This is a genomic window from Rhizobium sp. WSM409 (assembly GCF_057653825.1).
The window spans coordinates 1073476-1099715 of sequence record NZ_CM172794.1 but is presented as its reverse complement, the minus strand read 5'-3'; the positions used below and the strand labels follow the sequence as shown (position 1 = coordinate 1099715).

The following is a 26240-nucleotide window of genomic DNA, read 5'->3' as shown; positions in this document are numbered from 1 at the left end:
TGTCCTTGCCGCCCCCACATTTCAGACCGTTTCAGCACCAATGCCAAAATCCTCCCGCTTCCGCTCGGCGCAGACGGTCACCGTCCTCGCCGTTACCCAGCTGATCGGCTGGGGCACGACGTTCGACATGCTCGGGGTCATGGGCCGTGTCGTCGCGCCGGATCTCGGCCTGGCGAACGAAGTGGCGTTTGCCGGCCTGACGATCATGATGGTGGTCAGCGCCATCGTCGGTCCGGCGACCGGCCGATGGCTCGGCCGCTATGGTGCTGCCCGTGTGCTTTCGGCCGCCTCGCTGACCTTTGCGCTCGGGCTGCTTCTGCTTGCCGCCGCAAACGGCATCGTGCTCTATGCCAGCGCCTGGGTCATCATCGGCATCGGCGGCGCATTTGGCCTCTCGGCGCCGGCCTATACCGCCGTCGTCGAGCGCGAAGGAGCAAACGGCAAACGCGTCATCGCCATCCTGATGCTGTTCACCGGGCTTTCGAGCGCCATCTTCTGGCCGATCCTCAGCCTGCTCAACGAGGCGGTCGGCTGGCGCCTCACCTTCCTGGTCTGTGCGGCGCTGCAATTCTTCGTCTGTCTGCCGCTGCATCTCTTAGGCCTGCCGAAGCCGATCGCAACACATGTCGAAGGCGGCACAGCCGAAATCGCTCCGGTGCCGCTGTCGAAAGCCAAGCAGCGAAAAGCCTTCCTGCTGATCGCCGCGACGACGACGATCTCGACCTTCGTCACCTTCGGCATCTCGCCATCACTGCTCGAAATCTTCCGCCAGTCCGGCGCCTCGCCGGCCTTTGCGCTGCAGCTCGGCTCGGCACGCGGCGTCCTCGGCATCTCTGCACGTTTCCTCGACATGCTGCTCGGCCGGCACGGCAACCCCATGCTCAGCGCGGTCATGGGCATCAGCCTGATGATGATCAGTTTCCTGATGATGCTGGTTGCCAGCCCGTCGACGCCGCTGCTTGTCACCTTCGTCCTGTTTTACGGGTTCGGCACCGGGGTCATGACCGTCGCCCGCGCGCTGCTACCGCTGGCGCTGTTCTCACCGCGCGAATTCGGACTGCAATCGGCCCGGCTGTCGCTGCCGCAGAACCTCGCCAACGCCATCGCCCCCGTCATCTTCACCGCCATCCTCGATCGCGCCGGCACCGGCCCGGCGCTCGCCGCCTGCGCCGTTCTCGCGGCCTTGTCGCTGGCCTTCGTGCTGATGCTGATGGCGCTGGTGCGCGGTGCCCGCGCATCAGAGTCAGCCATTCTTAATGTCTCTTGATTATCATCCAAGCATGGACGAGCGCGGCTTTCCGTCCATACGCCGCAACCGCTGCGGCAGCCAGATCATGAACCAGAAGCCGCTTTTCACGAATCTTTTGAATCGCTTGCCGCCGCTTTTTCGAAAGGTGAGTCTGAGGACTCAGAAGTTGAGTCAGCTTCCGGGCGATCCGAATCCGGAAAATCATTCATCCAGTTGAAATTTCGATGGAATACAGCGTGGCCAAACGCCTGGGCAAGTCAGAGCGGCCGCGTCACAGCCGTGCGGTTATCGTAGTCGGCGGCGATGCGCTTTTCCCGGAGCGGCCGCACGCGATCGATCGAGAGCTGATAATCGGGATGCGCCTTGTAGGCGGCAAGGGCCGCCTCGTCGTCGAATTCGCCATAGACTACGAGATCGATCTCGGTGCCCAGCTGATCGGTCTTCACATTGGTGCCGATTTCCAGCAGCCGCGCATGCGGAATGCCGGTCAGTATAGAAAGCCCGGCCCTCACCTCCTGCAGATGTTCCTCCTGCACGGTGAAGAAGACGATATGACGGATCACGCGGAAGCTCCTGTCAGATTTATCAAAATGATGAAGCGACCTTGGCGCACCCTATCGGAGGCGCGGCGCTCCAGCTGTCAGCCGGGCGATAACACGCGCGCCCCAGGCCTTCAACCGCGCGAGCATGCCACGGGCCGCATCGGGACGTATCGCCGCATCGAAGACCATGGCATAAGCGGCGAGCTTTTCCGCCCGGTCGGTGCCATTGACGATGCGGCGCGCATTCACCCAATCCGCGGTCGTCGCGTTCAGGTGATCGGCGAGCTTGTGGCCGGTAAAACTTCCCTGCAGCATGCCCTCGATCAGGATCGTCACCGCCGCATCCATCTCCATCGCCCGGTCGGGATCGGCAACGAGATCGATCCCCGTCAGCACACTCATCGCCTCGTAGTTCCGCTTGTGGGTGAGCTGCACCAGGCCGCGTCCGAGCCAGCTGCAGCCATCCTCGTCCGGCCGCCAGTAGGGCGTCTTCACCCAAGAGAGCCGGCCTGCGGCAAAGGCCGTCTCGAGGATCTCGACTGCGCGCGCATCGCTTTCCGCCAGCGTCTCACGCACCGGCTGCATCGTATAGGCGGTCTCGTGGTAAGCGGTTGCGAGGATATAGGCGAGCCACCGCCGGTCGGCATCGGCAAACCGTTCTTCCCAGGCGTCGAGAATCGCCGTGATGCCCACTACCTGAGGCTGAGTCAGGTTTCCCTTGAAGAGTCCGTGCCGTACCGTGTCGAAAAAGAATGCCCGGTCCATGTGGACAACCATTCCGCGCTTCCCTCAAATATCAAGGTTAAAACTATCTTAATCGATTAAATTCGATTTAATCGTTTAAAGTGTTTAAGCCACTGATTTACACGCCTTTTGTCTTGTGCAATGCATCTTCCTGCCCTGAAGCCTTACTGCGAAAAGAGGAGACTTCCGATGCAGACGTCCGCCAATAGCCCAACCACCATTCCCCAGCATGTCGTCGACCAGATGGAAAACGAATGGCGCCAGGTTCGCCCTGAACGGGAAAATACGCGCCCGGCCCAGCAGCCTCAACAGCAACGCTGAAATAGACGCAAAGCGGTACCGATTTAAGCTCGAGCGCCGCCCCAGCGCCCGATCAACGCCCCGGCCAGTCACTCATGGCCGGGTGAATTTTTTCATAGGTACAATACACGTCCCAGCGGTTGACCGCCCCTCATCGTAGTACAGCCCCCTCATCGCATCACAGCATCTAGCCGTTTCGCCAGCGTGTCCAATGATCGGGTGAAAATCATCCTGTCGTCGAGCGCACGCGACAGCACCAGTGCGCCTTGAATGCCCGCGACGCCCTCCTCGGCGAGTGTTTGCGCCTCCCCCTCAGACCGGCCTGCCCGCATCAACGCCGAGCGCAAGGCGTCGATCCAGCGAATGAAATAATCGCCGATCTCTGCCGAAAACCGCTCGCGGGTTTCGTCAAGCGCGAAGGCGCCGACGAGGCAGATGCGGCGACCGGAGCGGAAGTAGTCGTTCACATTCGTCCACATCGCCGCGATCGCCTGATCGGCGTCGTCCTTTCTCAGCGGCTGATAGATCGCATGTTCGAACCAGGCATCGACATCGGCGAGCACGGCGCCCGCCATCTCCTCCTTGCCACCGGGGAAGAAGTGGTAAAGGCTGCCCTTGCCGATGCCGGTGCGTTCGGTGATGCGGCTGAGCGAAGTGCCCTCATAGCCGAGCTCGCGGAAGATTTCGGCGAGCAGCGGTACGATGTCGGCGCGTTCGTAGACGGTCTTCACCCGTGGCTTCCCTGGCTTGTTTAGAGGCCGAGTTCGGTCAGACCGGGATGGTCATCCGGCCGCCGGCCGAGCGGCCAATGGTACTTGCGCTCCGATTCCCGGATCGGCAGGTCGTTGATGCAGGCGAAGCGGCGCTGCATCAAGCCGGCGGCGTCGAATTCCCAGTTCTCGTTGCCATAGGAGCGGAACCAGTTGCCGCTGTCATCGTGCCATTCATAGGCGAAGCGCACGGCGATGCGATGATCGGTGAAGGCCCAGATCTCCTTGATCAGCCGGTAATCCAGCTCCTTTGCCCATTTGCGGGTGAGGAAAGCGACGATCTCCGCGCGGCCGGTGATGAATTCAGCGCGGTTCCGCCAGCGGCTGTCCGGCGTATAGACGAGCGAGACGCGCTGGGGATCACGGCTGTTCCAGCCATCCTCGGCAAGACGGACTTTCTGGGTGGCGGTCTCAAGGGTGAAAGGCGGGACGAGGCTGGACATAGGTTCTCCGGGCGCTCCTGTACTGAACGGTTATCATTGTACTGATCAGTACATTGATTGGCAAGCCGCTTCCAGGCGGCGTTTCTCAAAGGCCGGGAGGCCGGCGCCACCGCAACGGCAGGGCATCCGGGCGAAGCACGATCTTTTGCGGCGTGAAACGCCACAACCGTTCCGCCCGTTGAAAGGTGGCGATCTCAGGCGAATCCAGCAGCACCTCGGCCCTGCCCGTCATCTGCAGGATGTCCCCGGTTTCGAAATCGATGAAGACCAGCCCCGCCTTCGGGTTGACGAGGAAATTACCCAGCGTGTTGAAGAACCGATTGCCGGGAAAATCGGGAATGGTCAGTACGCCATCGGCGCCGACATGGACGAAGCCGGCATTGCCGCCGCGATGGGACACGTCCACCTGTCGCTCGCCATTGTCGCGGTCGACATAGGAGGCGACGAAAAACGTATCGGCGCCCTCGATCATCCCTAGCGCCCGATCGTCGAGTTGGCTGGAATGAAGCGTCGGCATCGCCGTCGGCAGATCGGGATCGCGGACGAAGGCGGAGGAGCGAAGCTGGATATATTGCGGGCAATTGCCGAAGCTCTGGCCGACGCGTACTTGGAAAGCTTCAGCATCCGTCCTGTGGATCACGCCGTTCAGCCGGTTGCGCCGCCGGGTCTCGAGCTGGATGCCGAGCATTCCAATCGCGTCACCATCCTCCATGCCGGCATCGGCAGGATCGGCTGCGTCACGCGGCAGGTGCACCTCGAGAATCTCCGGCTCCGGCGAGGCCATGAACCCCGGGCGCTCGGCCCTGACCGTTGCCCAGACATCGCCCTTGGCATCGACCGCGCCGAGCACGACGAAAGGCAGCATCGGAAAGAAGGCGCGATGCTGCTCCGGCATGGCCTTGCGGACGAAATTCCGGCCCGGCCCGTCCATGCGTTCGGCGACACCGACACTGCGCTGCATGGCGAGTTCGCCCGCATGCCAGGGCGATGTGGCATCCTGTCTTGTCTGTTCCAGCATCACGGCCTCCTTCGGGGCAGCATTTTGGGAACCGGGGCAGCGTCCCTGCCCCGGCGGCTTGTCACGCGGCAAGGCCGATCTTGGTCTTGCGAAAACCGACGAAACCCGGCAGCGCCTCGATGCGCGCAAGCCAGGCGCGAACGCTTGGATAGGCCGAGATATCGACATTACCCTCCGGCGCATTGGCGATGTAGCTGTAGAGCGCCACGTCGGCGATCACAGGATTGTCGCCGAGCAGGAAGCTGTGACCGTGGAGCTCCGCCTCGATCAGCGCAAGAATGCGGTGCGCCCGGGCGATCACCTCGTCGGTGCGGAAGTCAGCGCCGAAGACGGTGACTAGGCGCGCAGCACATGGCCCATAAGCGATCTCGCCTGCTGCAACCGAGAGCCATTTCTGTATCCGCGCCGCGGCCACCGCCTCTTCCGGCAGCCAGTCGGTGCGGCCGTATTTGCGCGCGAGATAGACGAGGATGGCAGAGGAATCGGCAATGACCGTGCCATTGTCGTCGAGCACCGGCACCTGGCCAAAGGGATTGAGCTTCAAAAAGTCCGGCGCCTTGTGGGCGCCTGCCGCCATGTCGACCTCGACCAGTTCATAGGGAACGCCAAGCAGCGACAGGAACAAGTGAGCCCGATGCGCATGGCCGGAAAGCGGGTGATGGTAGAGTTTCATGATGGTTCCTCTGGTCTTCCGATCGACGGGACGCGGTTGGCGATGGCCGCTTCGAACCATCTGCTCTCTAATTTACTGCCTTCCATCTGGCTGCAGTAGAATGCTAATCTGGGAGGCATCTTACCAATTCATGGAAGGATAGAATGGACCGCCTCGACGCCATGACCGTGCTTCTTGCCGTCGTCGAACAGGGCAGCCTGTCGGCCGCCTCACGGCATCTGCGATCCCCGCTCGCAACCGTCAGCCGCAAGGTTTCGGAACTGGAAGCCCATCTCAACGCCCAGCTGCTGCAACGGAGCAACCGGAAGATCACGCTGACGGAGGCCGGCCGCTCCTATGTCGAGGCGGCGCGGGAAATTCTCGATCGGGTGGAAGAGGCGGAACGGACGGCAGCCGGCGAATACAGCGCCCCGAAGGGCGAACTGACGATGACCGCACCGATCGTCTTCGGGCGGCTGCATGTCCTGCCTGTCGTGGTGGATTTCCTGAAAGCCTATCCCGATATCAATCTGCGGCTGATGCTTGGCGACCGGCTGTCGAACCTCGTCGAGGATCATATCGACGTGGCGCTGAGGATCGGCAACCTGCCTGATAGTAACCTGATCGCCACAAGGCTCGGCGCGATCCACCGCACGGTCTATGCCAGCCCGGATTATCTCACACGGCACGCTCACCCCCGGCACCCAGGCGATCTCGCCGGGCATGACTGCGTCACCTTCGAGGGTATGGCCTCGATGCTGAGCTGGACATTCACCGAGGGGAAACATGATCTCACGGTGCCGATCCGCTCGCGGCTTGCCGTCAACACTGCCGAGGCCGCGGTCGATGCGGCTGTCGCCGGCCTCGGCATCACCCGCGTGCTCTCCTACCAGGCCGCACGCGCCGAGATGGCTGGCCTGCTGGTGCCGCTGCTCCAAGATTTCGAACCGCCGCCGGCGCCGGTGCATCTCGTTTATCCCGCGCAGGGACTGGTGCCCCTGAAACTGCGGGCGCTGCTCGATTTCGCGACGCCGCGCCTGCGCGCGACGCTAAACAAGTCCTAGATCAAAGAAGTAGAGCATGATGTCGTCCGAAAACCGCTCACACTTTTCGGCATCACGCTCTAGGCGAGCTTGCCCTCTTCCGCCTTGTAGAAATACTGGCTGGCGACCAGCCAGCCCTTCAGCGGCCGGAGCGGCGGAATACAGGTGGCGAGCATGAACGGACCGGTGACCAGAAGCTGTACCCAGATCGGCGCCGAAAAGGCCACCTCCAGCCAGACGCCGAGCAGCACGCTCGGGACGCAGGCGAAGCAGATGACGAAGAAGGCCGGACCGTCGGCCGGATCGGCGAAGGAATAATCGAGACCGCAGACCTCGCATTCCGGCCGCAACGTCAGGAAGCCCCTGAACATATGGCCCTGGCCGCAGCGCGGGCAGCGCCCCCTGATGCCGGTCTGTACCGGAGGTAGTGGGGGATATTCCGTATCCATGACGATCTCGCTTTCTTGCTTCGCAAACATTGATGCCATCAATATCTGTAATGACTGCATTCAATATAATTACATTATAAGGAAATTACCAGTCAATTCGTCAGAATGCCGCGGAGCTCCCCAGCGCATGCCGGCAGCAAGCTGACTGCAGATTTATCAAGCAGCATTTGGGGCCGAAGCCAGGCCTGGCAGCCTGGGCGAATCAGACATGAACGTGACGGTTTCGCTTCGCCCAGGCCCCGACAGATCAGGGCCAGACCGATCTGATCTCGACCGCTCGTGCCTGATCAGCCTGGGGCGGCGTTTCCGCGTCAGAAGAACGACGCTGCCATTTCCGGCGGGCCTTCCAGCGCATGGGCCATGAATTCCAGTGCGCCCTGCAGTTTCTCCCGGGTGATCGGTCCGCCAAGGCAGACACGCACGGCCTCGGGCGCCGCGCCCTCGACCGTGAAGGCATCGCTTGCGACGACGCCGATGCCGGAAGAACGGGTGTGGCTGCCGAAGGTCGAGCGGGTCCAGCCGTTGGAGAGCGGCAGCCAGATGTTGAAACTGATCGGATCGGCGCGGTAGCTGCCGGCCGGCAGGATGGCGGCGACCATCTGCTGGCGGGCGGCGGCCTCGGCGCGGATGAAACGCAGGATCGTATCGGCGGTGCCGTCCTCGATCCAGCGGGTGGCGAGCGCCACGGTCAGCGGCGAGGCCATAACATTGTTGGCGCGCATGGCGCTGACGAAGGGCCACACGGCCTTGCTGTCCGGCGCTACGACATAAGCAAGTCGCAGACCCGCGCCGATGCATTTCGCCAGCCCGCCGATATGCCAGGTCAGATCGGGCGCTGTTGCCGCGAGCGGCGCCGGGCCGTGCTGCGGAATGAAGCCATAGGCATCGTCCTCGACGATCGGCACATGATATTTGCGGGCAACGGCGCAGATCTCCTCGCGGCGCCTGGCCGGAATGGTCAGCGTCGTCGGATTCTGCAGCGTCGGATTGAGATAGAGCGCCTTCGGCTTCAATCTCTCGCAGGCCTCGGCAAAGGCGTCCGGCAGGATACCGTCCTCGTCCATCAGCAGACCGGCCAGATTGAGCCGCAGCTGGGCGGCGATCGAGCGCATGCCGGGATAGGTGATGATTTCCGAAAGCACGGTTTCGCCCGGTTTTGCCAGCAGGCCGAAGATCGCCAGCAGGGCCGGATGGGCACCGGGTGTGACGAAGATGCGCTCCTGCGAGGGCACCAGCCCGCGACGGCTGAGCCAGGAGGCCGCAGCCTCCTTGTCCATGCTGGAGCCGCCGAAGCCCTGGTAGCGCAGAAGCGGAATGAGGTTCGCCGTCACCGCCGACATGCCCTCGCGCATGCGGGCGATCAGCTCGGGGTCGTGCGTTTCCGGCGGCATGTTCATCGAGAAATCGACGATGGAGGCGCGGCGGGGATCGGGCGCGGCGTCGGGCGCGAATCCCTGGCGCTCCTTGTCCGCGCCACCGGTAACGAAGGTGCCTCGGCCGACATGCGAATCCACAAGCCCACGCTTCTGCGCCTCGACATAACCTCTCGCCACCGTCGTGAAATCGACATTCAGCCGCTTGGCGAGTTCGCGTTGCGGCGGCAGCCGGTCCCCAACCACCAGATGCCCGCTGCGCAGATCCATTTCGATCACATCGGCGATCGCCATATAACGCGGACTGCTGCTGCGGCTGAGATCGGGATGCCAGTCTTTCATGTCGTGATCCGTGTCGGTCTGATTCCTGATGAGATTGACCGTATATTGTTGCATAGTGCCGCTGTCACGAAAAATGTCGCGCGCCAAGTCCCGAGAATGATGCACGTCGAAATGCCGCAGCTTTTGCGCACGCCTTGATACAATTTAATGACGGATTGTCGCCGGATTTGACTGCTGTTTGCGCAAATTCGATCTGGCACGACGACCGCGCTGTCGCAGGCCGATTTCGGCAGCGTGTGCGCCAATGACGTGCTGACGATCCGCTCGGCTTGCCGATCGGGCTTCACCCGAGAAGTCCCCGGTGAGGCGCGAGGACGGCAAGACAATCGGCAGCGTCTTCAGCGCGCATTGACGACGGTTTGCCGCGAGCCATGGCTTCAGGCGTACGCCGCGAAAGCGTCAATGCCGGTCAGCCTTGCCGACAAGATCCACAGGCGTGCCGCCTCCTCGGGATCGGCTGCATGGTCGCTGACGCCGCCGGGTTCTCCAACCGTTGCGCGGATGGCGATATCGCAGTCCTCGCAATAGAGGCCTCCCATACCTTCGAGTTGTGGCGAGGTCGCCGCCCAAACCTGCGTCGCTGCCCCCTGGGCTGGTGTCTTGAACGTCGGATCAATCGGATTGCCGTCTGCATCGATCCAGCCGGCACTGACCATTTCCTCCTTTGCGAGATGGCGCTGCAAGGGGGTAAAAATCTTGCCCGGGTGCAGCGAGAAGGCGCGGATGCCGGTGTCGCGCCCGAGCCTGTCCAGATGCACGGCGAAAAGTGCGTTGGCGGTCTTCGACTGGCCGTAGGCCTGCCATTTGTCGTAACCGGTCTCGAAATGCACATCCTCCCATCGTATGGCCGAGTTGCCATGGCCACCGGAGGAAACCGAAACGATGCGAGTGCCGCGCGAGATCGCCGGCCAGAGGCGGTTGACCAAGGCGAAATGGCCGAGATGATTGGTCGCGAACTGTGCCTCCCATCCGTCGCCGACACGCGTTTCCGGGCAGGCCATGATGCCGGCGCTGTTGATCAGAATGTCGATGCTGCGGCCAGATGCGACGAACCGCTCGGCAAAGGCGCGAACGCTTTCGAGGTCGGAAAGGTCGAGCCGATCAATCTCTACGCCATCGATACCGGCGACCGCGCTACGCGCCGCCTCGATGCTCCTTGCGCCGATGGTCACCTTCGCGCCGGCGCCCGCCAGAGCGCGCGTGGTCTCGAGCCCGAGGCCGGAATGGCCGCCGGTGACGATGGCGCGCTTGCCGGAAAGATCGAGACCGGCCAAAACCTCGCCGGCCGTCGTGTGGGCTCCAAATCCGGAGCGGATGGGGACTTGTTTGTCACTCATGATAATTACCTTTGTTCTGCGGCGCGTTGCCGTCGCTCGGGATGACGGTCGCGAGAATAAGGCGTGGCTTCCAGACGATCCATGCGCTAAAGTCCGGCATCTCTTCGCCATCGTCCGGATTTCTACATGGACCCGTTATCCGATGTTCTCGCATTGCTCAAACCGCGCAGCTATGTTTCCGCGGGGCTTGACGCTGGCGGTGCTTGGGCGATCGATTTTCCTCCCCCTGACGGCATCAAGTTCAACGCAGTGATTTCAGGCGCGTGCTGGCTGAGCGTCGATGGCGTCCCCGAAGCTGTCCGCCTGGAGGAAAGCGACTGCTTTCTGCTGACGAGCCGCCGAGCCTTTCGTCTCGCCAGCGATCCGGCTCTCGAAGCGATCCCGTCCGATGCGATCTATTCGATCGCCCGCGACGGCATTGCGACTTGCAATGGCGGCGGCGATTTCTTCCTGATCGGCAGCCGTTTTTCCTTTTCGGGAGGAAATTCGGACATCCTTCTCGGAATCCTGCCGCCGATCGTCCACGTGAAGAGGGATTCCGATCACGCCGCCGTGCTGCGCTGGTGTCTCGATCGGATGACGCGCGAATTGCGCGACCAGCAGCCGGGTGGCTTTCTGATGGCGGAGCATTTTGCTCATGTCATGCTCATGCAGGTGTTGCGCCTCCATATCGCATCGCCGAATGCGCGCGGCGTCGGCTGGCTTTTCGCGCTTACCGACCGGCGGATCGGTGCGGCTATCGGTGCCCTGCATGCCGATCCAGCCCGCAAGTGGACGCTGCAGTCACTGGCTGAACGTGCCTCGATGTCGCGGTCCAGTTTTGCTCTCCACTTCAAGGAAAAGGTCGGGCTTGCGCCGATGGATTATCTGACGCGCTGGCGCATGCTTCTCGCCGGTGACCGATTGACAAGCTCGGCCGAAGCAATTGCCGGTGTCGCCCTGTCGCTCGGTTATGAATCCGAAAGCGCATTCAGCACCGCTTTCAAAAGAGTGATGGGATGCTCGCCGCGGCAATATGGTCGCGCTCAGCCGCCCGCCAGTGCCATGCGAGATAGTCTCGGCGCTCAGTGAAACCTTGATTGGTGCAGGCATCGGAGGGAGGTCGCGCGTTGGCCTGCCGAAATTCGCTCCGATACGGTCTTGCACCTGCCGTCGATTCTCTTACCTATTCAAGGAAGAATGCGCCGGCTTTCGGCCTTTCGCGTCGGCGCCCATCGGGATGAAAGCATGAATATCGATCCGATTTTGCGGTCAGTCGTGGCCGTCCGTTCCTCCATTCCGGAAGATGCCTTCACAGCGGAGACGCTGGGCACTGTCCGGGAGGGCAGCGGCGTGGTCATTCGCGACAACGGGCTGGTGCTGACCATCGGTTATTTGATCACCGAGGCCGAAGAGGTCTGGCTGACGACCCATGACGGGCGTGTGGTTCCCGCGCATGCGCTTGCCTATGATCAGGAAAGCGGCTTCGGTCTGGTGCAGGCGCTTGGCCCTCTGAATGCGCCGGCGGTGGATCTCGGCGACGCGGCCACGGCCAAGGCCGGCGATCCCGTCGTGCTGGCCGATGGCATCGGAGAATTCGTCGAGGCTAATATCGTCGCCCGGCAGGAATTCGCCGGCTATTGGGAATATCTGCTGGACGAGGCGATTTTCACGTCACCAGCCCATCCCTCATGGGGCGGTGCGGCGCTGATCGGTTCGGACGGCAAGCTTCTCGGCATCGGTTCGCTTCGCCTGCAGATGAGCGATGGCGACGAGGTCGCCGATATCAACATGGTCGTGCCGATCGACCTTTTGCCGCCGATCCTCGACGATCTCTTGAACCGGGGCCAGGTCAACAGACCGCCGCGGCCCTGGCTCGGCGCCTTCTCCGCCGAGAGCAATGGCGGCGTGGTGGTCATGAGCGTGGCCGAAGGCGGGCCGGCCGCTCAGGCGGGCCTGCGTCAGGGCGATATCATTTCGGAAATCCGCGACGAAGAGGTCGATGGCCTGGCCGATTTCTACCGCAAGGTCTGGAGCAGCGGCCCGGCCGGCGCCGAGATCCCCATGCGCATCCTCAGGAACGGCCGGGAAGCCTGGCTGCGCATCAAGTCCGCCGACCGCAACAGCTTTCTTAAGAAGCCGCAGCTGCAGTAAGTCCGCGCCGGCGCCGTGAAAGCCGCTGGCGCTCATTCGAGCGGATTGTCCGGGCATCCTTATCCCCCTCAAAGATTTTCCGGTGTGATCGTCAGAAAGCGCACCGGCTCGGCGCTGACCTCCATCTCGATGAGACCGAGCCTGTTCAGGGCAAGATCTATCGATCGCCTCACCTGGACCTCCGGCGCCTGGTCGAGGACGATCGACATGATGCCACGGCGGAGATAGTCCTGCGTCTCTCGCGTCAATTCGTGGCCGACCCAGAAGGGCCGCCCAGCCTTGTTTGCCTCGAGCACCCTGGCAACACCCTTGTTGTCGCCGCCCGCACTATAGACGCCGATGATGCCGGGCTCCCGTCTGAGCGCCGCTTGCAGCAACTCCATGGCATTGTGCTCGTCATCGAGGTCGAACATAACCTCGACGAAACGATGTTCATTTGAACCCTTCTCCGAGAGATAGCTGGAGAAGCCGCGGATCCGCTCCTTATGGTTCTCATAGGCGCCGCTGTGGCAGAGAGCGACGAACGAACCGGTGCGCTGCGCCAGCATGCCCGACATGTAGTGAGCTGCGGTGCGTCCTGCAGCATAGTTGTCGATGCCGACATAGGGCAGTTCGGGGGCCGGACGGGTCATGATCTGTACAACGGGAATGCCGAGACCGGCCGCCTTGCGCACGCTTGTGACGACATCGGCATGGTCGGGCGCGACCACGATCAGCGCCGACCGGCGTGCCGTCGGGTTGGCGATGTAGCGGGCGAATTGCGCCGGCTCGTTCTCGCGGACGAAGGTGCGGTGAACGGTGATGCTGTCGTCGAGCGAGGCGGCGATGCGCTCGAACGCCCGGTTCAGACGCGAATAGAAGCTGGTCTCCGGGCGAACGAGGATCACCTCTATCCGGATCAGACCGCGATGGGCGACCGGCAGGCTTTGCCGGTATTCAAGCCGCCTTGCCGCCAGGAAGACTTTCTCCACCGTTTCCGGCCGCACGCCGCCGCGGCCGTTGAGGACGCGCTCGACGGTCGCTGTGCCAACGCCGGCTTGGCTTGCGACATCCTTCAAAGTCACCTTCATCAGGCTCACCCACTCCCAAAGCTTGACACAGCAAAGCATCGGCCTGCCGTGAGGTCAATGATCAAATTTGATCAAGGAAGCATTGGAGCATGGGGGCGCCGCAGCCGTATCGTACCAGCAATCCGGGAGGAGCACCGGACGGTCCAAAACAACCGAGATCAAGGATCATCCGCCGGCACGAAGCGGCCGGGGATGACGGAGGAGCCAGATGAAGATCGCACTCGACCCGCATATGCACCGTCACCTCAACCTGCGCGACCTCTGCCGCAAGGCAGCGGAACTCGGTTATCAGCATATCGAGCTTTCACCGCGCGACGATTTTCTGCCCTGGTGGGTGCGCCCGCGGGCGCACAAGGAACGCATCGCGGAATTCAAGGCGGCCCTCAAGGATCACGGCGTCCAGCTCGCCTCGATCCTGCCGATGTACCGCTGGGCGAGCCCGCATGAGGACGAGCGGCAGGCAGCAGTGCGTTACTGGAAGGAAGCGATCGCGATTTCGGCCGAAATGGGCTGCGATACGATGAACTCGGAATTCGGCCGCGGGCCATCGCCGGATCGCAGCCACCGCGCCAGCTGCTGCGGCGGCATGCATACCCACGAGCACAGCGAGGCCGCCTGGTGGCGCTCGATAGAAGAACTCGTTCCGGTGTTCGAGCGCGAAGGCGTCACGCTCAACATGGAACCGCATCCGGAAGACTGGTGCGAAACGCTGCATCCGGCGATCGACATGCTGAAGACCATCGGCTCGAAGAACGTCAAGTTCCTCTACTGCGCGCCGCATACCTTCTATTTCGGTGACGACATGGCGCAGATGATCCGCGATGCCGGCCCGCTGATTGCCCATGTGCATGTGGCCGATACCTATAATCACAAGGCCTCATCCGGGCTGCGCTACATCATCAATCCGCCGGGCGCGAAGGTCACCATCCATCAGCATATGGATATGTACCAAGGCGAGATCAATTGGGATGTCTTCTTCTCCTCGCTCGCCGCGGTCGGATTCGACGGCATCATCACCGCCTGCGTCTTCGGCTGGGAGGAGCGCGCCGACGATTCCGGGCGCTTCATGCGCTCCGAAATCCAGAAATATGTCGACAAATACTGGCCCGGGAAACTTGGCTGATCGTCAACATCCGCCCCGGCACCACTATCAGGAATAAAACCGTGACCATCACCATTACGACAGCCCCCTGCTGCTGGGGCGTGGACGACGTCAACAATCCAAACCTTCCCGCCTGGGAACGCGTCTTCGACGAGGCGGCGGCGGCCGGCTATGGCGGCCTCGAACTCGGCCCCTATGGTTACGTGCCGCTCGATGATGCGCTCGTCGCCAAGGCGCTCACCGAGCGCAATCTCTTCATCGTCGCCGGCACGATCTTCGACGATCTGGTCTCTCCTGAAAACCGGGAGACATTGCTGCGGCAGACGGATGAGATCTGCGCCGTCATCACCAAGTTGCCGCAGCCGGATCAGGTGGCAGGCCAGCGGTTCAGGACACCCTATCTCACAGTGATGGACTGGGGCCACGACGAGCGCGACTATGCCGCCGGCCATTCCGATCGGGCGCCGCGTCTCGATGACAAGGCCTGGGCCGGGATGATCGCCAATATCACGGCGATTGCTGAACTCGCTCAGCGCAAATATGGCGTGCGCGCCGTCATCCACCCGCATGCGGGTGGCTATATCGAATTCGCCGATGAGATCGAGCGGGTGGCAAGAGACATTCCGCAGGAGATCGCCGGCTTCTGCCTCGACACCGGCCATAGCTATTATGCCGGCATGGATCCCGTGGAGATGCTCCGCCGCTATGCCGACAGGCTCGATTACGTCCACTTCAAGGACATCGACCAGACCGTCTTCGATCGTGTGCTTGGCGAGACGATCCGCTTCTTCGATGCCTGCGGACAGGGCGTGATGTGCCCGATCGGCCGCGGCGTCATCGATTATCCCGCCGTCAAGCGAACGCTCGAGGAGATCGGCTATCACGGCTTCATCACCGTCGAGCAGGAGCGTGATCCGAGGAATGTCGCCGGCAGCCTCGAAGATGTGAAGCAAAGCCGCGATTACCTGCGGTCGGTTGGTTTTTAGGGAAAAGATGATGACGAATGACAGGCGAAAGCCGATCCGTTGGGGCATGGTCGGCGGCGGCAGAGGCAGCCAGATCGGCTATATTCATCGCTCGGCAGCGCATCGCGACGACGTCTTTGCCCTTGCGGCGGGTGCCTTCGATATCGATCCGGAACGCGGCCGCGCGTTCGGCGTCGATCTCGGGCTCGACGAAGCCAGGAGCTACCGGGACTATGCGGCGATGTTTGCGACTGAGGCCCGGCGGGCCGACGGCATCGAGGCCGTGTCGATCGCGACACCCAACAACACCCATTTCGCGATCTGCAAGGCAGCACTTGAACATGATCTGCATGTGATCTGCGAAAAGCCGCTCTGCTTCACGATCGCCGAGGCCGAAGAACTGAAGACGCTTTCCCAGGCGCGCGACCGGATCGTCGGCGTGACCTATGGTTATGCCGGCCATCAGATGATCGAGCAGGCGCGCGCCATGGTCAGGAATGGCGATCTCGGCGAGATCCGCATCGTCAACCTGCAATTCGCCCATGGTTTCCATAGTGCTGCGGTGGAGGAGCAAAACCCCTCGACGCGGTGGCGCGTCGATCCGAAATTCGCAGGTCCTAGCTATGTCCTCGGCGATGTCGGGACCCACCCGCTTTATATCGCCAAGGTCATCCTGCCGCACCTCAAGATCAGACGTCTCCTCTGCACCCGCCAGAGCTTCGTCAAAAGCCGAGCGCCGCTCGAAGACAATGCGGTGACCCTGATGGAATATGATAATGGCGCGATCGCCACCATCTGGTCGAGCGCCGTCAATGCCGGCTCCATGCACGGCCAGAAGATCCGCATCGTCGGCTCGAAGGCCAGTATCGAATGGTGGGACGAGCGGCCGAACCAGCTCTCCTACGAGATCCAGGGTGAACCGGTCCGTATTCTCGAGCGTGGCATGGACTATCTCTATCCCGAGGCCAGGATCGACGACCGGATCGGCGGCGGCCACCCGGAAGGTCTCTTCGAAGCCTGGGCGAACCTCTATCGCCGCTTCGGCTTCGCCATCAACAGAGAGCGCGGCCTCGCCCCTGCGGGGATCGAAGAGCTGGTCTTTCCCGATGTCGATGCCGGACTGGAAGGGGTGCGCTGGGTGGAAAACTGCGTGCGTTCCGCCGATGCCGGCGGGATCTGGCTGGATTATCGCTAGGTGTTCAAGGGGCCCTGGTGCGTCCCTGTTCTCAGATCGCGCCGTATGCCGGCTTTACACAGCTGCGCTGGAGACCTGTTCAAGGACGCCCTTCCATACCCTCTCAGATAAGCGGGTCTTCATCTTCCGGCGCCCGCGGGGCGCGGCGGGGCGTGCTGTCATTGGCGGCTTTCTTATGCTCGTCGGCAGCTGCCTCGCGGATTTTCTGGAAGCGGTTGTCGTCTGCGGGTGGCTGCGGGTCGCTCTTTTTCACGAAACGGATCATTGGTCATTTCCTGCTTTGAGAGTGGAAGCGCTCCGCACACATATCGGAGCGCTCTGAAAATGGTGTCAGACGGCAAGCGCGGTGGCGCAGGCTTGAACACTTCGGCTGTCGGGTGAAGTCTGCCCAGGCATGGTCGCCCAACCGCCGGCCTCGACGAACTGCCGCTGCTTGTAGCCTTCGGTAATCGCCTTGAACTCGATCAGTTTAGCGCTCGCGTCCGGCGCCGCATTGAACCGCTCGACACAAATGGCCGACGCCAGCTCTCCGCGTGCGGTGTCGCCGGCGGCGACTGCCGCTTTGCTTGACGTGCCGCCTGTTACCCAACCTCCCCAGCTGAAGCCGATAATCATCGTGGCGATCGCCGTGACGACGCAGGCCCAGACGAGAAGCGTCTTGGATGGCTGGTAACTCTCGAAACGCTGGGTGATCGATGTCTTGCTGCTGCTCTGCACGGACATTGGAATTCTCCCTGTCTATTGTTCGGGTTGCGCCGTCCGGCCACGCCGGAACAGTTCAGGCTGTTCTCAGTATCCCATATCTCCCATGCCGCCATTTCCGGCTGCAGGGGCGGAGTCTCTTGCGGGAATGTCGGCGATCATCACCTCGGCGGTGATCAGCAGCGCCGCAATCGAGCCGGCGTCCTGCAGAGCGGTGCGCACGACCTTGGCGGGATCGACGATGCCGGCCTCGATCATATCGACATAGGTCTCCGTCTGTGCGTCGAAGCCCTGATTGTGATTATTGCTGCCGGCGAGTTTTCCAACGACGATGGAGCCCTCGAACCCGGCATTGTCGGCGATCTGCCGGATCGGGGCTTCGAGCGCCCTGAGCACGATCGAGATGCCCGCCGTCACGTCGGCGTTCTCCCCGGTCAGCCCCGTCAGCGCCGACTTGGCGCGCAACAGTGCCACGCCGCCGCCGGGCACGATGCCCTCTTCGACCGCCGCACGGGTGGCGTTCAGTGCATCGTCGATGCGGTCCTTCTTTTCCTTGACTTCCGTCTCGGTGGCGCCGCCGACACGGATGACCGCGACGCCGCCGGCGAGTTTCGCCAGGCGCTCCTGCAGCTTTTCCTTATCGTAATCGGAGGTGGTCTCCTCGATCTGCGCCTTGATCTGCTGGATGCGCGCCTGGATGGCCGCTTTCTCGCCGGAGCCGTCGATGATCGTGGTGCTCTCCTTGTCGATCAGCACGCGCTTGGCGCGGCCGAGCATATCGAGCGTGACGTTGTCGAGCTTGATACCGAGATCCTCGGAAATCATCTGGCCGGCGGTCAGCACGGCAATGTCTTCGAGCATCGCCTTACGGCGATCGCCGAAACCCGGCGCCTTGACGGCTGCGACCTTCAGGCCGCCGCGCAGCTTGTTGACAACAAGCGTCGCCAAGGCCTCGCCTTCGACGTCCTCCGAGATGAGCAGAAGCGGTTTGCCGGTCTGTACGACGGCTTCCAGGATCGGCAGCATCGCCTGCAGGCTGCCGAGTTTCTTCTCGTGAACGAGGATATAGGGATCCTCCAATTCCACGCGCATCTTCTCGGCATTGGTGACGAAATAGGGTGAGAGATAGCCGCGGTCGAACTGCATACCCTCGACGACGTCGAGTTCGGTCTCGGCGGTTCGCGCCTCTTCGACCGTTATGACGCCCTCATTGCCGACCTTGTCCATCGCCTTGGCGATCATCTCACCGATGGCGGCGTCGCCATTGGCGGCAATGGTGCCGACCTGGGCGATCTCACCTGACGATTTGACCTTCATCGCCCGCGCCTTGATTTCCTTGACGACGGCGGTAACGCCGAGATCGATGCCGCGCCTGAGATCCATAGGGTTCATGCCGGCAGCGACGAGCTTGGCGCCTTCGCGGAAGATGGAGGCGGCGAGAACGGTTGCCGTCGTCGTGCCGTCGCCGGCAAGATCATTGGTCTTCGAAGCCACTTCACGCACCATTTGCGCGCCCATGTTCTCGAACTTGTCCGCGAGCTCGATCTCCTTGGCGACGCTAACGCCGTCCTTGGTAATGCGCGGCGCGCCGTAGGCCTTGTCGATGACAACGTTGCGACCCTTCGGGCCAAGCGTCACCTTGACGGCGTTGTTGAGCAATTCGACGCCGCGCAGCAGGCGGTCGCGCGCGTCGGTGGAGAACCTGATTTCCTTGGCAGACATGATATTTCTTCCCAGTTCGGTCTTGAGATGCTGGTCACAAATTCGACGGTCAGGCAGCTTTGTCGGCAGCCGCTTCAGTCTTTTCGACGATGCCCATGATGTCGGTCTCCTTCATGATCAGAAGGGTTTCGCCATCGATCGTGACCTCTGTCCCCGACCATTTTCCAAACAGAATGAGATCACCGACCTCGACATCGAGCGGGACCAGATTGCCGCTTTTGTCGCGAAGGCCCGGGCCGACTGCGACCACTTCGCCGTGCTGCGGCTTCTCCTTGGCGGTGTCTGGAATGATGATCCCGCCCTTGGATTTGACATCGCCTTCCGCACGTCGAATGACGACGCGGTCGTGAAGTGAACGGAATTTCATAGAGGTCTTTCTGCTGCCGGCGCGTAGGGCGGCTGCAACTCATAAATAGCACTCGTGGCACTCGATTGATAGGAGTGCTAAGAAATATTATTCGCCCATGAACTTTTTTGAGATATTCAGGAAATCAATCCGACCGGATATTTTGTATTGATCAGCAAATAAATAGAATTTTTTACGCCATCGCGCTCCATTTTATTTTCGTGAGCGAAGAGTTAATTTGGCGTTTTTCATAGATAAATCAGAATTTATCTTGATTTAAACTCAATCGAGGCGCAATGATAGGCTTCGTCGATTTGGCCGACTTGGCTTCGCGGTGTCAGAGACCTACGACCCGCCATCACCACTGAATTCTCGATAGCGATCCATGACGTCGTTCCGGCGTTGAGTTCGCCTGTTCCGATCCGGAATGAGCTTGGCGCTGACCGCGGATGTACCGGCAGCCTCGAGTTCGTCCGGTTCGGATCTCAACGATACAGGAAACGCATCGGTGTATTCCTGCGGAGGCCTCAGCCGTGACCAGTCGTACCACACAAACCGTCGTCCGCTTTTCATCCCCATTCCGTCTGCCCGGTTTCGACGGGGCGCAGCCAGCCGGAGAATACCGCGTCGACTATGACGAGGAATTGATCGACAGCGTTTCCAGGCTTGCCTGGCGACGGGTCGGCGCCTTCATCCACCTGCCGGCGATCGCTGCGCAGAGTTCGACGCAGCAGATGATGCCTATCCACCTGTCAGATCTCGAAACCGCGATCGAAAAGGACCACAAACCGTCATGACCGCTACGCGCATCCCGCAACGCAATGGACGCTCAATCCGGCGCGAGGCAGCAACGCATATCTTCAAGGTGGGGCAGACTGTCCGAGTGAAGGACGGGTTCTTGGTCGTTCCCTCCAAGCTTCCCGACACATACCGCATTACCGCCACACTGCCTCTGAGAGGAAATGTGCTGCAATACCGTATCCACAGTGACGATGAACGTCATGAGCGGGTCGCGACGGAAGATAGCCTGGAACTGGTAAACCTATCGCCCGCCGGCAGCGGCGCAACACTGATCGAGAGGACGTTTGGCCATGGCCACGGCCCGAATGACGAAAGGTTGACATCGTGAACAGTCATGAAGACGAAGCCGAACGCAGACGGAATGCCGTTGCCGTCGGCACATGGGAAAATAAATGTGGTGCGTCGGGCCGCTACTTGATGGAGGCCGAACATGACCGCCGGATCGAATCTGCCCGTTCGTGGACCGTCTATCGTGTCTCTGCAAGCGTTCCAGTGCACGCCGACCATGGCATGATCGGCAAGAGCCGTTCGGAGGCCGGTGAAGACATGATGTCCTTCAATCTTCTCAACATAGGATACCGGAAGGAATGGCTGAGGCTGTCGGACGCCGCCCGGAGCGGTCGCCAGACCCCGCCGGTTCAACCATGGCGCTAGCCTTTCTGAACCAAAGCCGCAGCTTCGATGCGGCGAGAAATGCAGTGCGCTTCATCGGCCATGACGGCATGTTCCAGGTGTTGTTTTTCGTCGAGGTTGGCGCGCTGGCGAAATCCGACGCCGCATTGCAAAGAACCGAGCCTTCGGAAACGGGGTGGCTTTCGTCGTTCGACACCCTGCGCAACTCCATTCAGGACGTGGCGCACAAAGCCTATTCGTACCGCCGCCGCGCCTTCTATACTCTAACTGCGGCGGATTTCCGCTAGACGGATCCGGACGCGCGAGAACGCTCCATGTTGATCCGTTACGGCTATGAAATGACGCTGACCTGCCCGCAGCCGACCGCATTGGTCTGTCTGCTGTCGGTTCATGACGATCGCGCGGCCGACATCAGAATTCCGGAAACGGTCTTCACCACGCCCGATGTTCCCACTTCGACCTATCGCGATCTCTTCGGCAACCGCTGTCTCCGGCTGGTTGCGCCAGCGGGCGACCTGACCATATGGGGCGATGCGACGATCGAAGACGACGGCAAACTGGACAGGTCGCTGCCAGGCGCCAGGGAACTCCCGGTTTCGGAGTTGCCGGATGATTGCCTCGTCTACCTGATGGGCAGCCGCTATTGCGAGACGGATCGTCTCAGCCAGATTGCATGGGATATGTTCGGCACCGTCTCACCCGGCTGGGGCCGCGTTCAGGCGATCTGCGACTTCGTCCACGGCCATATCCAATTCGATTACATGCAGGCGCGATCGACGCGGACAGCGTTCGAGGCGTTCCACGAACGTGTCGGCGTCTGTCGCGACTTTGCGCATCTCGCGGTAGCGCTGTGCCGTTGCCTCAACATTCCTGCCCGATATATCAATGGCCATCTCGGCGACATCGGTATTCCGGTCGTCGATCCGATGGACTTCAGCGCCTGGATCGAGGTCTTCCTGGACGGTGCATGGCATACATTCGATCCGCGCAACAACACGCCGCGGATCGGTCGTATCATCGTCGCACGCGGGCGCGACGCCGCCGACATACCGCTCATCAATTCCTTCGGACCGCATGTGCTGAAGGCGTTTCGAGTCTGGACCTATGAGGTGACGAACGTGGAGCAGATGCAAAACGTCGCCGAGGAAGCTGTTTAGAACGAGACCTGAACGGATGCGGCAATGTCCAGCCGCAGGCTTTGCCGCAGGCGGCAGATGTCGCGGGACTGCCTGTCCCACACACTTTTATCCGACATGCTTAGAACAACGGTTGAAAGATGTTGGCGTCGAGCCATCTTGGGTGTGGGCAGTCCTTCGGGGTTAGCGGAAGATAGGGAGTTGGCAGTCCATGTTCGATCACATTTCCATCGGCGTAAAAGACCTCGCAAGAGCCCGCCGTTTCTACGATGCGGCGCTGACGCCGCTCGGATATGAGCGCCTGTCCAATTCCGACTCCATGATCGGCTACGGCCCGGAAAGGGTCGGGCTCTGGGTGATGCAGGTCGAACAGCCCGTTGTTGCCGACATGCGATCCGGGCTGCACTTCTGCTTCGTCGCGCCTGATGAGGCCGCTGTCGATGCCTTTCACGCGGCGGCCGTTGCATCCGGCGGCACGGATAACGGCGAACCAGGTGTGCGGCCGGATTATGGGCAATTCTATTACGCCGCCTTCATCATCGACCCGGACGGCTATCGCCTCGAAGCTTATTTCCACAAAGGCGAGCTATAACGGACCGTCAGGCAGCGGCTCTCGGAATGGATACGCAGCAGCCGGAAGCTTCGAGCGCTTTATTGGCTACATCGATGAACAGGCGACGGAACCAGCGCGCCCGGCCGTCCGTCTGGTCGACTCGGCGATAAAGCATCGTCACGGGATCGGCCGGCAGCGAAAGCGGCGGCTCGCAAAGCATCAGCCCATGTAACTGCGCCATGCAGCGACCGATCGATTCCGGCACGGTGGCAATGGCGGGCATCGCCTTCAGCACCATCGGCAGAGCGGAAAAGCGCGGCACGGTCGCCACCACCTGTCTCACATCGCCGGTGCGGTTCAGCGCCATGTCGATACCGGTCGAGGTGTTGCCTTCGAACGAGACGGTGACATGCGCGACATTGGCGAAATCCCTGAGGCTCAACGGCGCCTTCAGCCCGAGCTGAGCTTCATCGTAGATGCAGATCGAGACTTGGTCGAACAGCGGCGCGCGAATGTGCCAGGAGGCGGGCTCGTCGTGCATCGCGACGCTGAAATCGAAGACGCCTTCATCCAGCCGGCGTGCAGCATCGCGCTTTTCGGAAGCGATACCGATCAGCCGGGCGCCGGGTGAAAGCTGGAGGAGACGGGCGGCAAGCGGGCCGAAGAAGGCCGACTCGAGATTGTCGCACATGCCGATGCGGAACTCGCCCTGCCAGCTTGCCGGATCGAACTCGGCCTGCGGGCGGATGGCGCGCTCGATACCCGACAGCGCATCCTCGATCGCCGGGGCGATGGAAAGGGCGCGCGGCGTCGGTTGCAGGCCGCGCCCGACACGCACGAATAGTTCATCGTCCAGCGCCTCGCGCAGGCGCCGCAAAGCGGCCGACAGGCCTGGCTGACCGAGCAGCAGGCGCTCGGCGGCGCGACTGACATTGCGCTCCTGCATCAGCACCGAAAAGGCCAGCAGGAGATTGAGGTCGATCTTGCGAAGGGTGACATCATTCATCATCGTCAGTAATACCTGGCATGGCTACTATCAATTTGCAATAGGAATGGAAGCTGTACATTTTCTCGTTCCCTGCCGCCCGGCAACCTCCCCCGATGAGGCGGCAGCAAAGAAGGAACGATTTCGATGACTCTTTCCAAATCGCGAAGCGGAGCGGGGCTGGCATTGCTGCTGCTCTGCGCCGCCAATTTCCTCGACGCCATGGACGTCTCCACCATCGGCGTTGCGCTCCCCGCCATCCAGGCCGAACTCGGCATGGAGGCGACCTCGTTGCAATGGGCCGTCAGCGCCTATGTGCTCGGCTATGGCGGCTTCCTGCTGCTCGGCGGCCGGGTCGCCGATGTCTTCGGCCATCGCCGCGTCTTTCTCTGGTCGCTGGCGATCTTTGCCGCCGCCAGCATCGCCGGCGGCTTCGTCAACAGCGGCCCGACGCTGATCGCCGCCCGATTGGTCAAGGGCATTGCCGCCGCCTTCACCGCGCCCGCGGCGCTTGCGCTGCTGCTCTCCGTCTTCGGCGAGGGAACGGCACGGGCAAAGGCGCTCGGGGTCTTCTCCTCCACCGGCGCCGCCGGCTTCGTGCTCGGCATGGTGCTCGGTGGTGCTGCGACGATTATCAGCTGGCGGGCGACATTGGTCATGGGCGCGCCCGTCGCCATCCTGACGCTTTTTGTTGCGCCACTGGTGCTGCCCGCCGACCCGAAAAGGACGGGACCGCGGCCGGCCTTCGACTGGGCCGGCGCGCTGACGATCACCCCTGGGCTGCTGCTCTTCGTCTTCGGCATCACCAATGCTGCTGCCGCCGGCTGGCAGGCTTTTGCGACCTGGGGTTCGCTCGTCGCGTCGCTGGCGCTGATCCTGCTCTTCCTCGTGGTCGAAGCGCGCCATGCCGATCCAATGGTGCCGCTCGGCATGTTCCGGCGGGCCAAGCTCCGGCATGCCAATGCGATTGCCGCCCTCTTCCAGGGCGCCTATGTCGGCTTCCAGTTCCTGGCGACGCTCTATTATCAGAACGTCCTCGGCTGGTCGGCCTTCACCACCGGCTTCTGTTTTGCGCTTGGCGGTGTCTTCGTGATGTTCTTGGCGCCCCGCTTTGCGACGCTTGCGCAAAATCGCGGCGCCACCGGGCTGATGGCAGTGGGGGTCGGTCTGCAGGCGTTCAGCTACATCTTCTGGGTGACCGCACTTGGACATGTCGATCCGATCCTGCTCGTGCTGTTCTCGCAGATCCCGCTCGGCCTCGGTTACGCCCTGACCTACCCCTCGGTGCAGGTTGCGGCCCTTTCCGATGTGGAGGATGACAAGGCGGGACTCGCCTCCGGACTGCTCTTTGCCTCATTCCAGATCGGCGGCGGCATCGTGCTTGCGGCCGCCTCGGCAGTCTTCGGCGCCGCACCGCATTTCGGCTGGAACCCCTATGTCGCCGGCATCGCCTTCGTGGCGCTGCTTGCGGTGGCGATTACCCTGCTTGCCGCTGCCGGTCCGCGGACATCGGCCGCCCGGAGACCCAGCTATCAGGCGGCGGAATAACCGTCATCGGCCCGCACCCTGACCGGTGCGGGCTGCTCATGAACCGGAGCGATATCTGCAGCAAGAATCCCGTTGCGTTGCCTGGGTGAAAGGCGCATGGTCGCAACTTCGGCAGCCAGTGTACGGGCGCTGCCGACTGAGGGTTTTTATACCCTTGCCCCGATGAAAGGAGGACCGATGTCTTCCACTTTCGAAAAGTCGCATCTGACTTCGTCCGATCTCGACATGCTGCAAGGCGTGCTCGACGACGCCGGCTACGACGCCAAAATCCTGATCGGCAACGAACGTGTCTTCAACGTCGCGGCCATACTGTTGATCAGGCTGTTCGAAGAGGGCGTCACCTCGCCGGCCATGCTCTCACAAGCGCTCGAACACCATTTCGGCAAGCTGAAGACGCCGCCGAAACCGGTAACCCCCGTCTTTAACCGATATGCGATACAGGGATTGCCCCGCGAAAGACGCGCTGCTGGCTAGAGCATAACGCGAAAAGTGTGAGCGGTTTTCGGACGACCTCATGCTCTCACTGAATGTTCTAAAGCGCGTCGCGATCTTTCAGATTCACTCCTCGCGCTTTAGGTCTTTGTTTTACGCATGCCGTTAGCGCAAAACCGCTTCACACTTTTGCGCGACATGCTTTAGCGGCAAGCGAGCCGCCCGGCTCCGAAGGAATATTGTGCGAAAAACCCTCTTGCTTTGTATCTGCGTCGCAGCGGCCGGTTATTTCGGATGGGTGCAATTCGGGGCTTACCAACAACGGCAACAGGCTAGAGATCTTGCCGACATCGACAGGGAGCGCCGGGTGGCGCTCCTGGAAGTCGATGGCTGCCAGGCGAAAGTGGATATGCTTCTGTCGATGACAGACCGCCTGCTCAAGGCCGGCGGCATGCTGGTACCGCTCCATATCGGACGGGACATAGAACTCTGTTTGGACCGCGGCATCATGTCGACATCAGGCCGAGCGGAGATGGAAAGAACGAAGTTGATCCGCCTGTTTTCCGTGAATGACTAAGGCGGTCGCAAGATTCGCTGCTCGCGCTTCAGGTCCTGTTTTACGCACGTCGCTATCGCAAAATCGCTGCGCAGTTTT

The 26240-nt window shown here is 61.7% G+C and carries 32 protein-coding genes; 17 read left to right on the top strand and 15 right to left on the bottom strand.

Annotation, left to right across the window (positions count from 1 at the left end):
* Nucleotides 1-40 precede the first annotated feature (40 nt).
* Complete coding sequence (locus tag AC25BC_RS05585) at nt 41-1267, top strand: MFS transporter (RefSeq protein ID WP_113547102.1); 1227 nt, start codon at nt 41-43, stop codon at nt 1265-1267.
* Nucleotides 1268-1506: 239 nt separating this feature from the next.
* Here AC25BC_RS05585 and AC25BC_RS05580 read toward each other — a convergent pair whose 3' ends face one another.
* On the bottom strand, nt 1507-1812 hold the full coding sequence (locus tag AC25BC_RS05580) for a Dabb family protein (protein WP_012756708.1): 306 nt from the start codon (nt 1810-1812) through the stop codon (nt 1507-1509).
* Nucleotides 1813-1863: 51 nt separating this feature from the next.
* Nucleotides 1864-2568 carry a hypothetical protein gene (locus tag AC25BC_RS05575; protein ID WP_012756707.1) on the bottom strand — a complete coding sequence of 235 codons (705 nt, stop codon included), beginning with the start codon at nt 2566-2568 and terminating at the stop codon, nt 1864-1866.
* Nucleotides 2569-2724: 156 nt separating this feature from the next.
* Here AC25BC_RS05575 and AC25BC_RS05570 point away from each other — a divergent pair, with 156 nt between their 5' ends.
* Complete coding sequence (locus AC25BC_RS05570) at nt 2725-2856, top strand: hypothetical protein (RefSeq protein ID WP_020486941.1); 132 nt, start codon at nt 2725-2727, stop codon at nt 2854-2856.
* A 149-nt stretch (nt 2857-3005) separates the two neighbouring features.
* Here the strand turns inward: AC25BC_RS05570 and AC25BC_RS05565 are convergent, their stop codons facing one another.
* The 4 genes from AC25BC_RS05565 to AC25BC_RS05550 all read right to left on the bottom strand — a co-directional run bounded on the left by AC25BC_RS05565 (nt 3006) and on the right by AC25BC_RS05550 (nt 5739).
* A complete protein-coding gene (locus AC25BC_RS05565) occupies nt 3006-3566 on the bottom strand; it encodes a TetR/AcrR family transcriptional regulator (RefSeq protein WP_128439208.1) in 561 nt (186 codons plus the stop codon).
* A gap of 20 nt (nt 3567-3586) precedes the next feature.
* Entirely contained in the window at nt 3587-4048 is a 462-nt protein-coding gene (locus tag AC25BC_RS05560; RefSeq protein ID WP_012756704.1) for a nuclear transport factor 2 family protein, read from the bottom strand.
* An 85-nt stretch (nt 4049-4133) separates the two neighbouring features.
* The gene (locus tag AC25BC_RS05555; protein ID WP_128439209.1) at nt 4134-5066 is read right to left on the bottom strand and encodes a pyridoxamine 5'-phosphate oxidase family protein; all 933 of its coding nucleotides are present in this window, start codon (nt 5064-5066) and stop codon (nt 4134-4136) included.
* Between the two features lie 61 nt (nt 5067-5127).
* Nucleotides 5128-5739 (bottom strand): glutathione S-transferase family protein, encoded by a 612-nt coding sequence (locus AC25BC_RS05550; RefSeq protein WP_128439210.1) that lies wholly within the window; start codon nt 5737-5739, stop codon nt 5128-5130.
* Nucleotides 5740-5882: 143 nt separating this feature from the next.
* Between AC25BC_RS05550 and AC25BC_RS05545 the strand changes: the two genes are divergently transcribed.
* Entirely contained in the window at nt 5883-6782 is a 900-nt protein-coding gene (locus tag AC25BC_RS05545) for a LysR family transcriptional regulator (RefSeq protein WP_128439211.1), read from the top strand.
* A gap of 59 nt (nt 6783-6841) precedes the next feature.
* Here the strand turns inward: AC25BC_RS05545 and AC25BC_RS05540 are convergent, their stop codons facing one another.
* The 3 genes from AC25BC_RS05540 to AC25BC_RS05530 form a co-directional block, all read right to left on the bottom strand.
* Nucleotides 6842-7210 carry a DUF983 domain-containing protein gene (locus tag AC25BC_RS05540; RefSeq protein WP_128439267.1) on the bottom strand — a complete coding sequence of 123 codons (369 nt, stop codon included), beginning with the start codon at nt 7208-7210 and terminating at the stop codon, nt 6842-6844.
* Between the two features lie 311 nt (nt 7211-7521).
* Complete coding sequence (locus tag AC25BC_RS05535; protein WP_128439212.1) at nt 7522-8925, bottom strand: aminotransferase-like domain-containing protein; 1404 nt, start codon at nt 8923-8925, stop codon at nt 7522-7524.
* Between the two features lie 377 nt (nt 8926-9302).
* Nucleotides 9303-10262, bottom strand: a complete 960-nt coding sequence (locus AC25BC_RS05530; RefSeq protein ID WP_012756699.1) for an SDR family NAD(P)-dependent oxidoreductase — start codon at nt 10260-10262, stop codon at nt 9303-9305.
* Between the two features lie 126 nt (nt 10263-10388).
* Between AC25BC_RS05530 and AC25BC_RS05525 the strand changes: the two genes are divergently transcribed.
* The gene (locus tag AC25BC_RS05525; protein ID WP_128439213.1) at nt 10389-11333 is read left to right on the top strand and encodes an AraC family transcriptional regulator; all 945 of its coding nucleotides are present in this window, start codon (nt 10389-10391) and stop codon (nt 11331-11333) included.
* 156 nt (nt 11334-11489) lie between these two features.
* Complete coding sequence (locus tag AC25BC_RS05520; RefSeq protein WP_012756697.1) at nt 11490-12395, top strand: S1C family serine protease; 906 nt, start codon at nt 11490-11492, stop codon at nt 12393-12395.
* A gap of 68 nt (nt 12396-12463) precedes the next feature.
* Here AC25BC_RS05520 and AC25BC_RS05515 read toward each other — a convergent pair whose 3' ends face one another.
* Nucleotides 12464-13465: a LacI family DNA-binding transcriptional regulator gene (locus AC25BC_RS05515; RefSeq protein WP_128439214.1), complete on the bottom strand. Its 1002-nt coding sequence runs from the start codon at nt 13463-13465 to the stop codon at nt 12464-12466.
* 208 nt (nt 13466-13673) lie between these two features.
* Here AC25BC_RS05515 and AC25BC_RS05510 point away from each other — a divergent pair, with 208 nt between their 5' ends.
* The 3 genes from AC25BC_RS05510 to AC25BC_RS05500 are packed head-to-tail and all read left to right on the top strand — an operon-like array spanning nt 13674 to nt 16727.
* The gene (locus AC25BC_RS05510; RefSeq protein ID WP_128439215.1) at nt 13674-14588 is read left to right on the top strand and encodes a sugar phosphate isomerase/epimerase family protein; all 915 of its coding nucleotides are present in this window, start codon (nt 13674-13676) and stop codon (nt 14586-14588) included.
* A gap of 41 nt (nt 14589-14629) precedes the next feature.
* Nucleotides 14630-15553 carry a TIM barrel protein gene (locus tag AC25BC_RS05505; RefSeq protein WP_017993436.1) on the top strand — a complete coding sequence of 308 codons (924 nt, stop codon included), beginning with the start codon at nt 14630-14632 and terminating at the stop codon, nt 15551-15553.
* A gap of 7 nt (nt 15554-15560) precedes the next feature.
* Nucleotides 15561-16727 (top strand): Gfo/Idh/MocA family protein, encoded by a 1167-nt coding sequence (locus AC25BC_RS05500; protein WP_164903008.1) that lies wholly within the window; start codon nt 15561-15563, stop codon nt 16725-16727.
* Between the two features lie 103 nt (nt 16728-16830).
* Here the strand turns inward: AC25BC_RS05500 and AC25BC_RS05495 are convergent, their stop codons facing one another.
* From AC25BC_RS05495 to AC25BC_RS05480, 4 genes are all read right to left on the bottom strand, one after another.
* Nucleotides 16831-16992, bottom strand: coding sequence for a hypothetical protein (locus tag AC25BC_RS05495; protein WP_012756692.1), 162 nt, complete (start codon nt 16990-16992; stop codon nt 16831-16833).
* Between the two features lie 65 nt (nt 16993-17057).
* Complete coding sequence (locus AC25BC_RS05490; RefSeq protein ID WP_012756691.1) at nt 17058-17450, bottom strand: hypothetical protein; 393 nt, start codon at nt 17448-17450, stop codon at nt 17058-17060.
* A gap of 66 nt (nt 17451-17516) precedes the next feature.
* Entirely contained in the window at nt 17517-19151 is a 1635-nt protein-coding gene (groL, locus tag AC25BC_RS05485; protein ID WP_017993434.1) for a chaperonin GroEL, read from the bottom strand.
* A gap of 49 nt (nt 19152-19200) precedes the next feature.
* A complete protein-coding gene (locus AC25BC_RS05480) occupies nt 19201-19518 on the bottom strand; it encodes a co-chaperone GroES (RefSeq protein WP_012756689.1) in 318 nt (105 codons plus the stop codon).
* 512 nt (nt 19519-20030) lie between these two features.
* Here AC25BC_RS05480 and AC25BC_RS05475 point away from each other — a divergent pair.
* The 6 genes from AC25BC_RS05475 to AC25BC_RS05450 all read left to right on the top strand — a co-directional run bounded on the left by AC25BC_RS05475 (nt 20031) and on the right by AC25BC_RS05450 (nt 22659).
* Nucleotides 20031-20294: a hypothetical protein gene (locus tag AC25BC_RS05475; RefSeq protein ID WP_012756688.1), complete on the top strand. Its 264-nt coding sequence runs from the start codon at nt 20031-20033 to the stop codon at nt 20292-20294.
* Entirely contained in the window at nt 20291-20626 is a 336-nt protein-coding gene (locus AC25BC_RS05470; protein ID WP_012756687.1) for a hypothetical protein, read from the top strand. Before AC25BC_RS05475 ends, AC25BC_RS05470 begins: the two co-directional genes overlap by 4 nt.
* Complete coding sequence (locus AC25BC_RS05465; RefSeq protein WP_128439216.1) at nt 20623-20952, top strand: hypothetical protein; 330 nt, start codon at nt 20623-20625, stop codon at nt 20950-20952. The genes AC25BC_RS05470 and AC25BC_RS05465 overlap by 4 nt, the downstream gene beginning before the upstream one ends.
* The gene (locus AC25BC_RS05460) at nt 20943-21218 is read left to right on the top strand and encodes a DUF1488 family protein (protein ID WP_128439269.1); all 276 of its coding nucleotides are present in this window, start codon (nt 20943-20945) and stop codon (nt 21216-21218) included. The genes AC25BC_RS05465 and AC25BC_RS05460 overlap by 10 nt, the downstream gene beginning before the upstream one ends.
* 27 nt (nt 21219-21245) lie before the next feature.
* On the top strand, nt 21246-22088 hold the full coding sequence (locus AC25BC_RS05455; protein WP_128439217.1) for a transglutaminase-like domain-containing protein: 843 nt from the start codon (nt 21246-21248) through the stop codon (nt 22086-22088).
* A gap of 190 nt (nt 22089-22278) precedes the next feature.
* The gene (locus AC25BC_RS05450; RefSeq protein WP_012756683.1) at nt 22279-22659 is read left to right on the top strand and encodes a VOC family protein; all 381 of its coding nucleotides are present in this window, start codon (nt 22279-22281) and stop codon (nt 22657-22659) included.
* Between the two features lie 7 nt (nt 22660-22666).
* On the opposite strand, the gene AC25BC_RS05445 is transcribed toward AC25BC_RS05450, so the two are convergent.
* The gene (locus AC25BC_RS05445; protein ID WP_012756682.1) at nt 22667-23629 is read right to left on the bottom strand and encodes a LysR family transcriptional regulator; all 963 of its coding nucleotides are present in this window, start codon (nt 23627-23629) and stop codon (nt 22667-22669) included.
* A 123-nt stretch (nt 23630-23752) separates the two neighbouring features.
* Here AC25BC_RS05445 and AC25BC_RS05440 point away from each other — a divergent pair, with 123 nt between their 5' ends.
* The 3 genes from AC25BC_RS05440 (at nt 23753) to AC25BC_RS05430 (ending at nt 26162) form a co-directional block, all read left to right on the top strand.
* Nucleotides 23753-25153, top strand: coding sequence for an MFS transporter (locus tag AC25BC_RS05440; protein ID WP_012756681.1), 1401 nt, complete (start codon nt 23753-23755; stop codon nt 25151-25153).
* Nucleotides 25154-25249: 96 nt separating this feature from the next.
* Complete coding sequence (locus AC25BC_RS05435) at nt 25250-25627, top strand: hypothetical protein (protein ID WP_017993428.1); 378 nt, start codon at nt 25250-25252, stop codon at nt 25625-25627.
* Between the two features lie 199 nt (nt 25628-25826).
* The gene (locus tag AC25BC_RS05430; protein WP_128439218.1) at nt 25827-26162 is read left to right on the top strand and encodes a hypothetical protein; all 336 of its coding nucleotides are present in this window, start codon (nt 25827-25829) and stop codon (nt 26160-26162) included.
* The last annotated feature ends 78 nt before the right edge of the window (nt 26163-26240 follow it).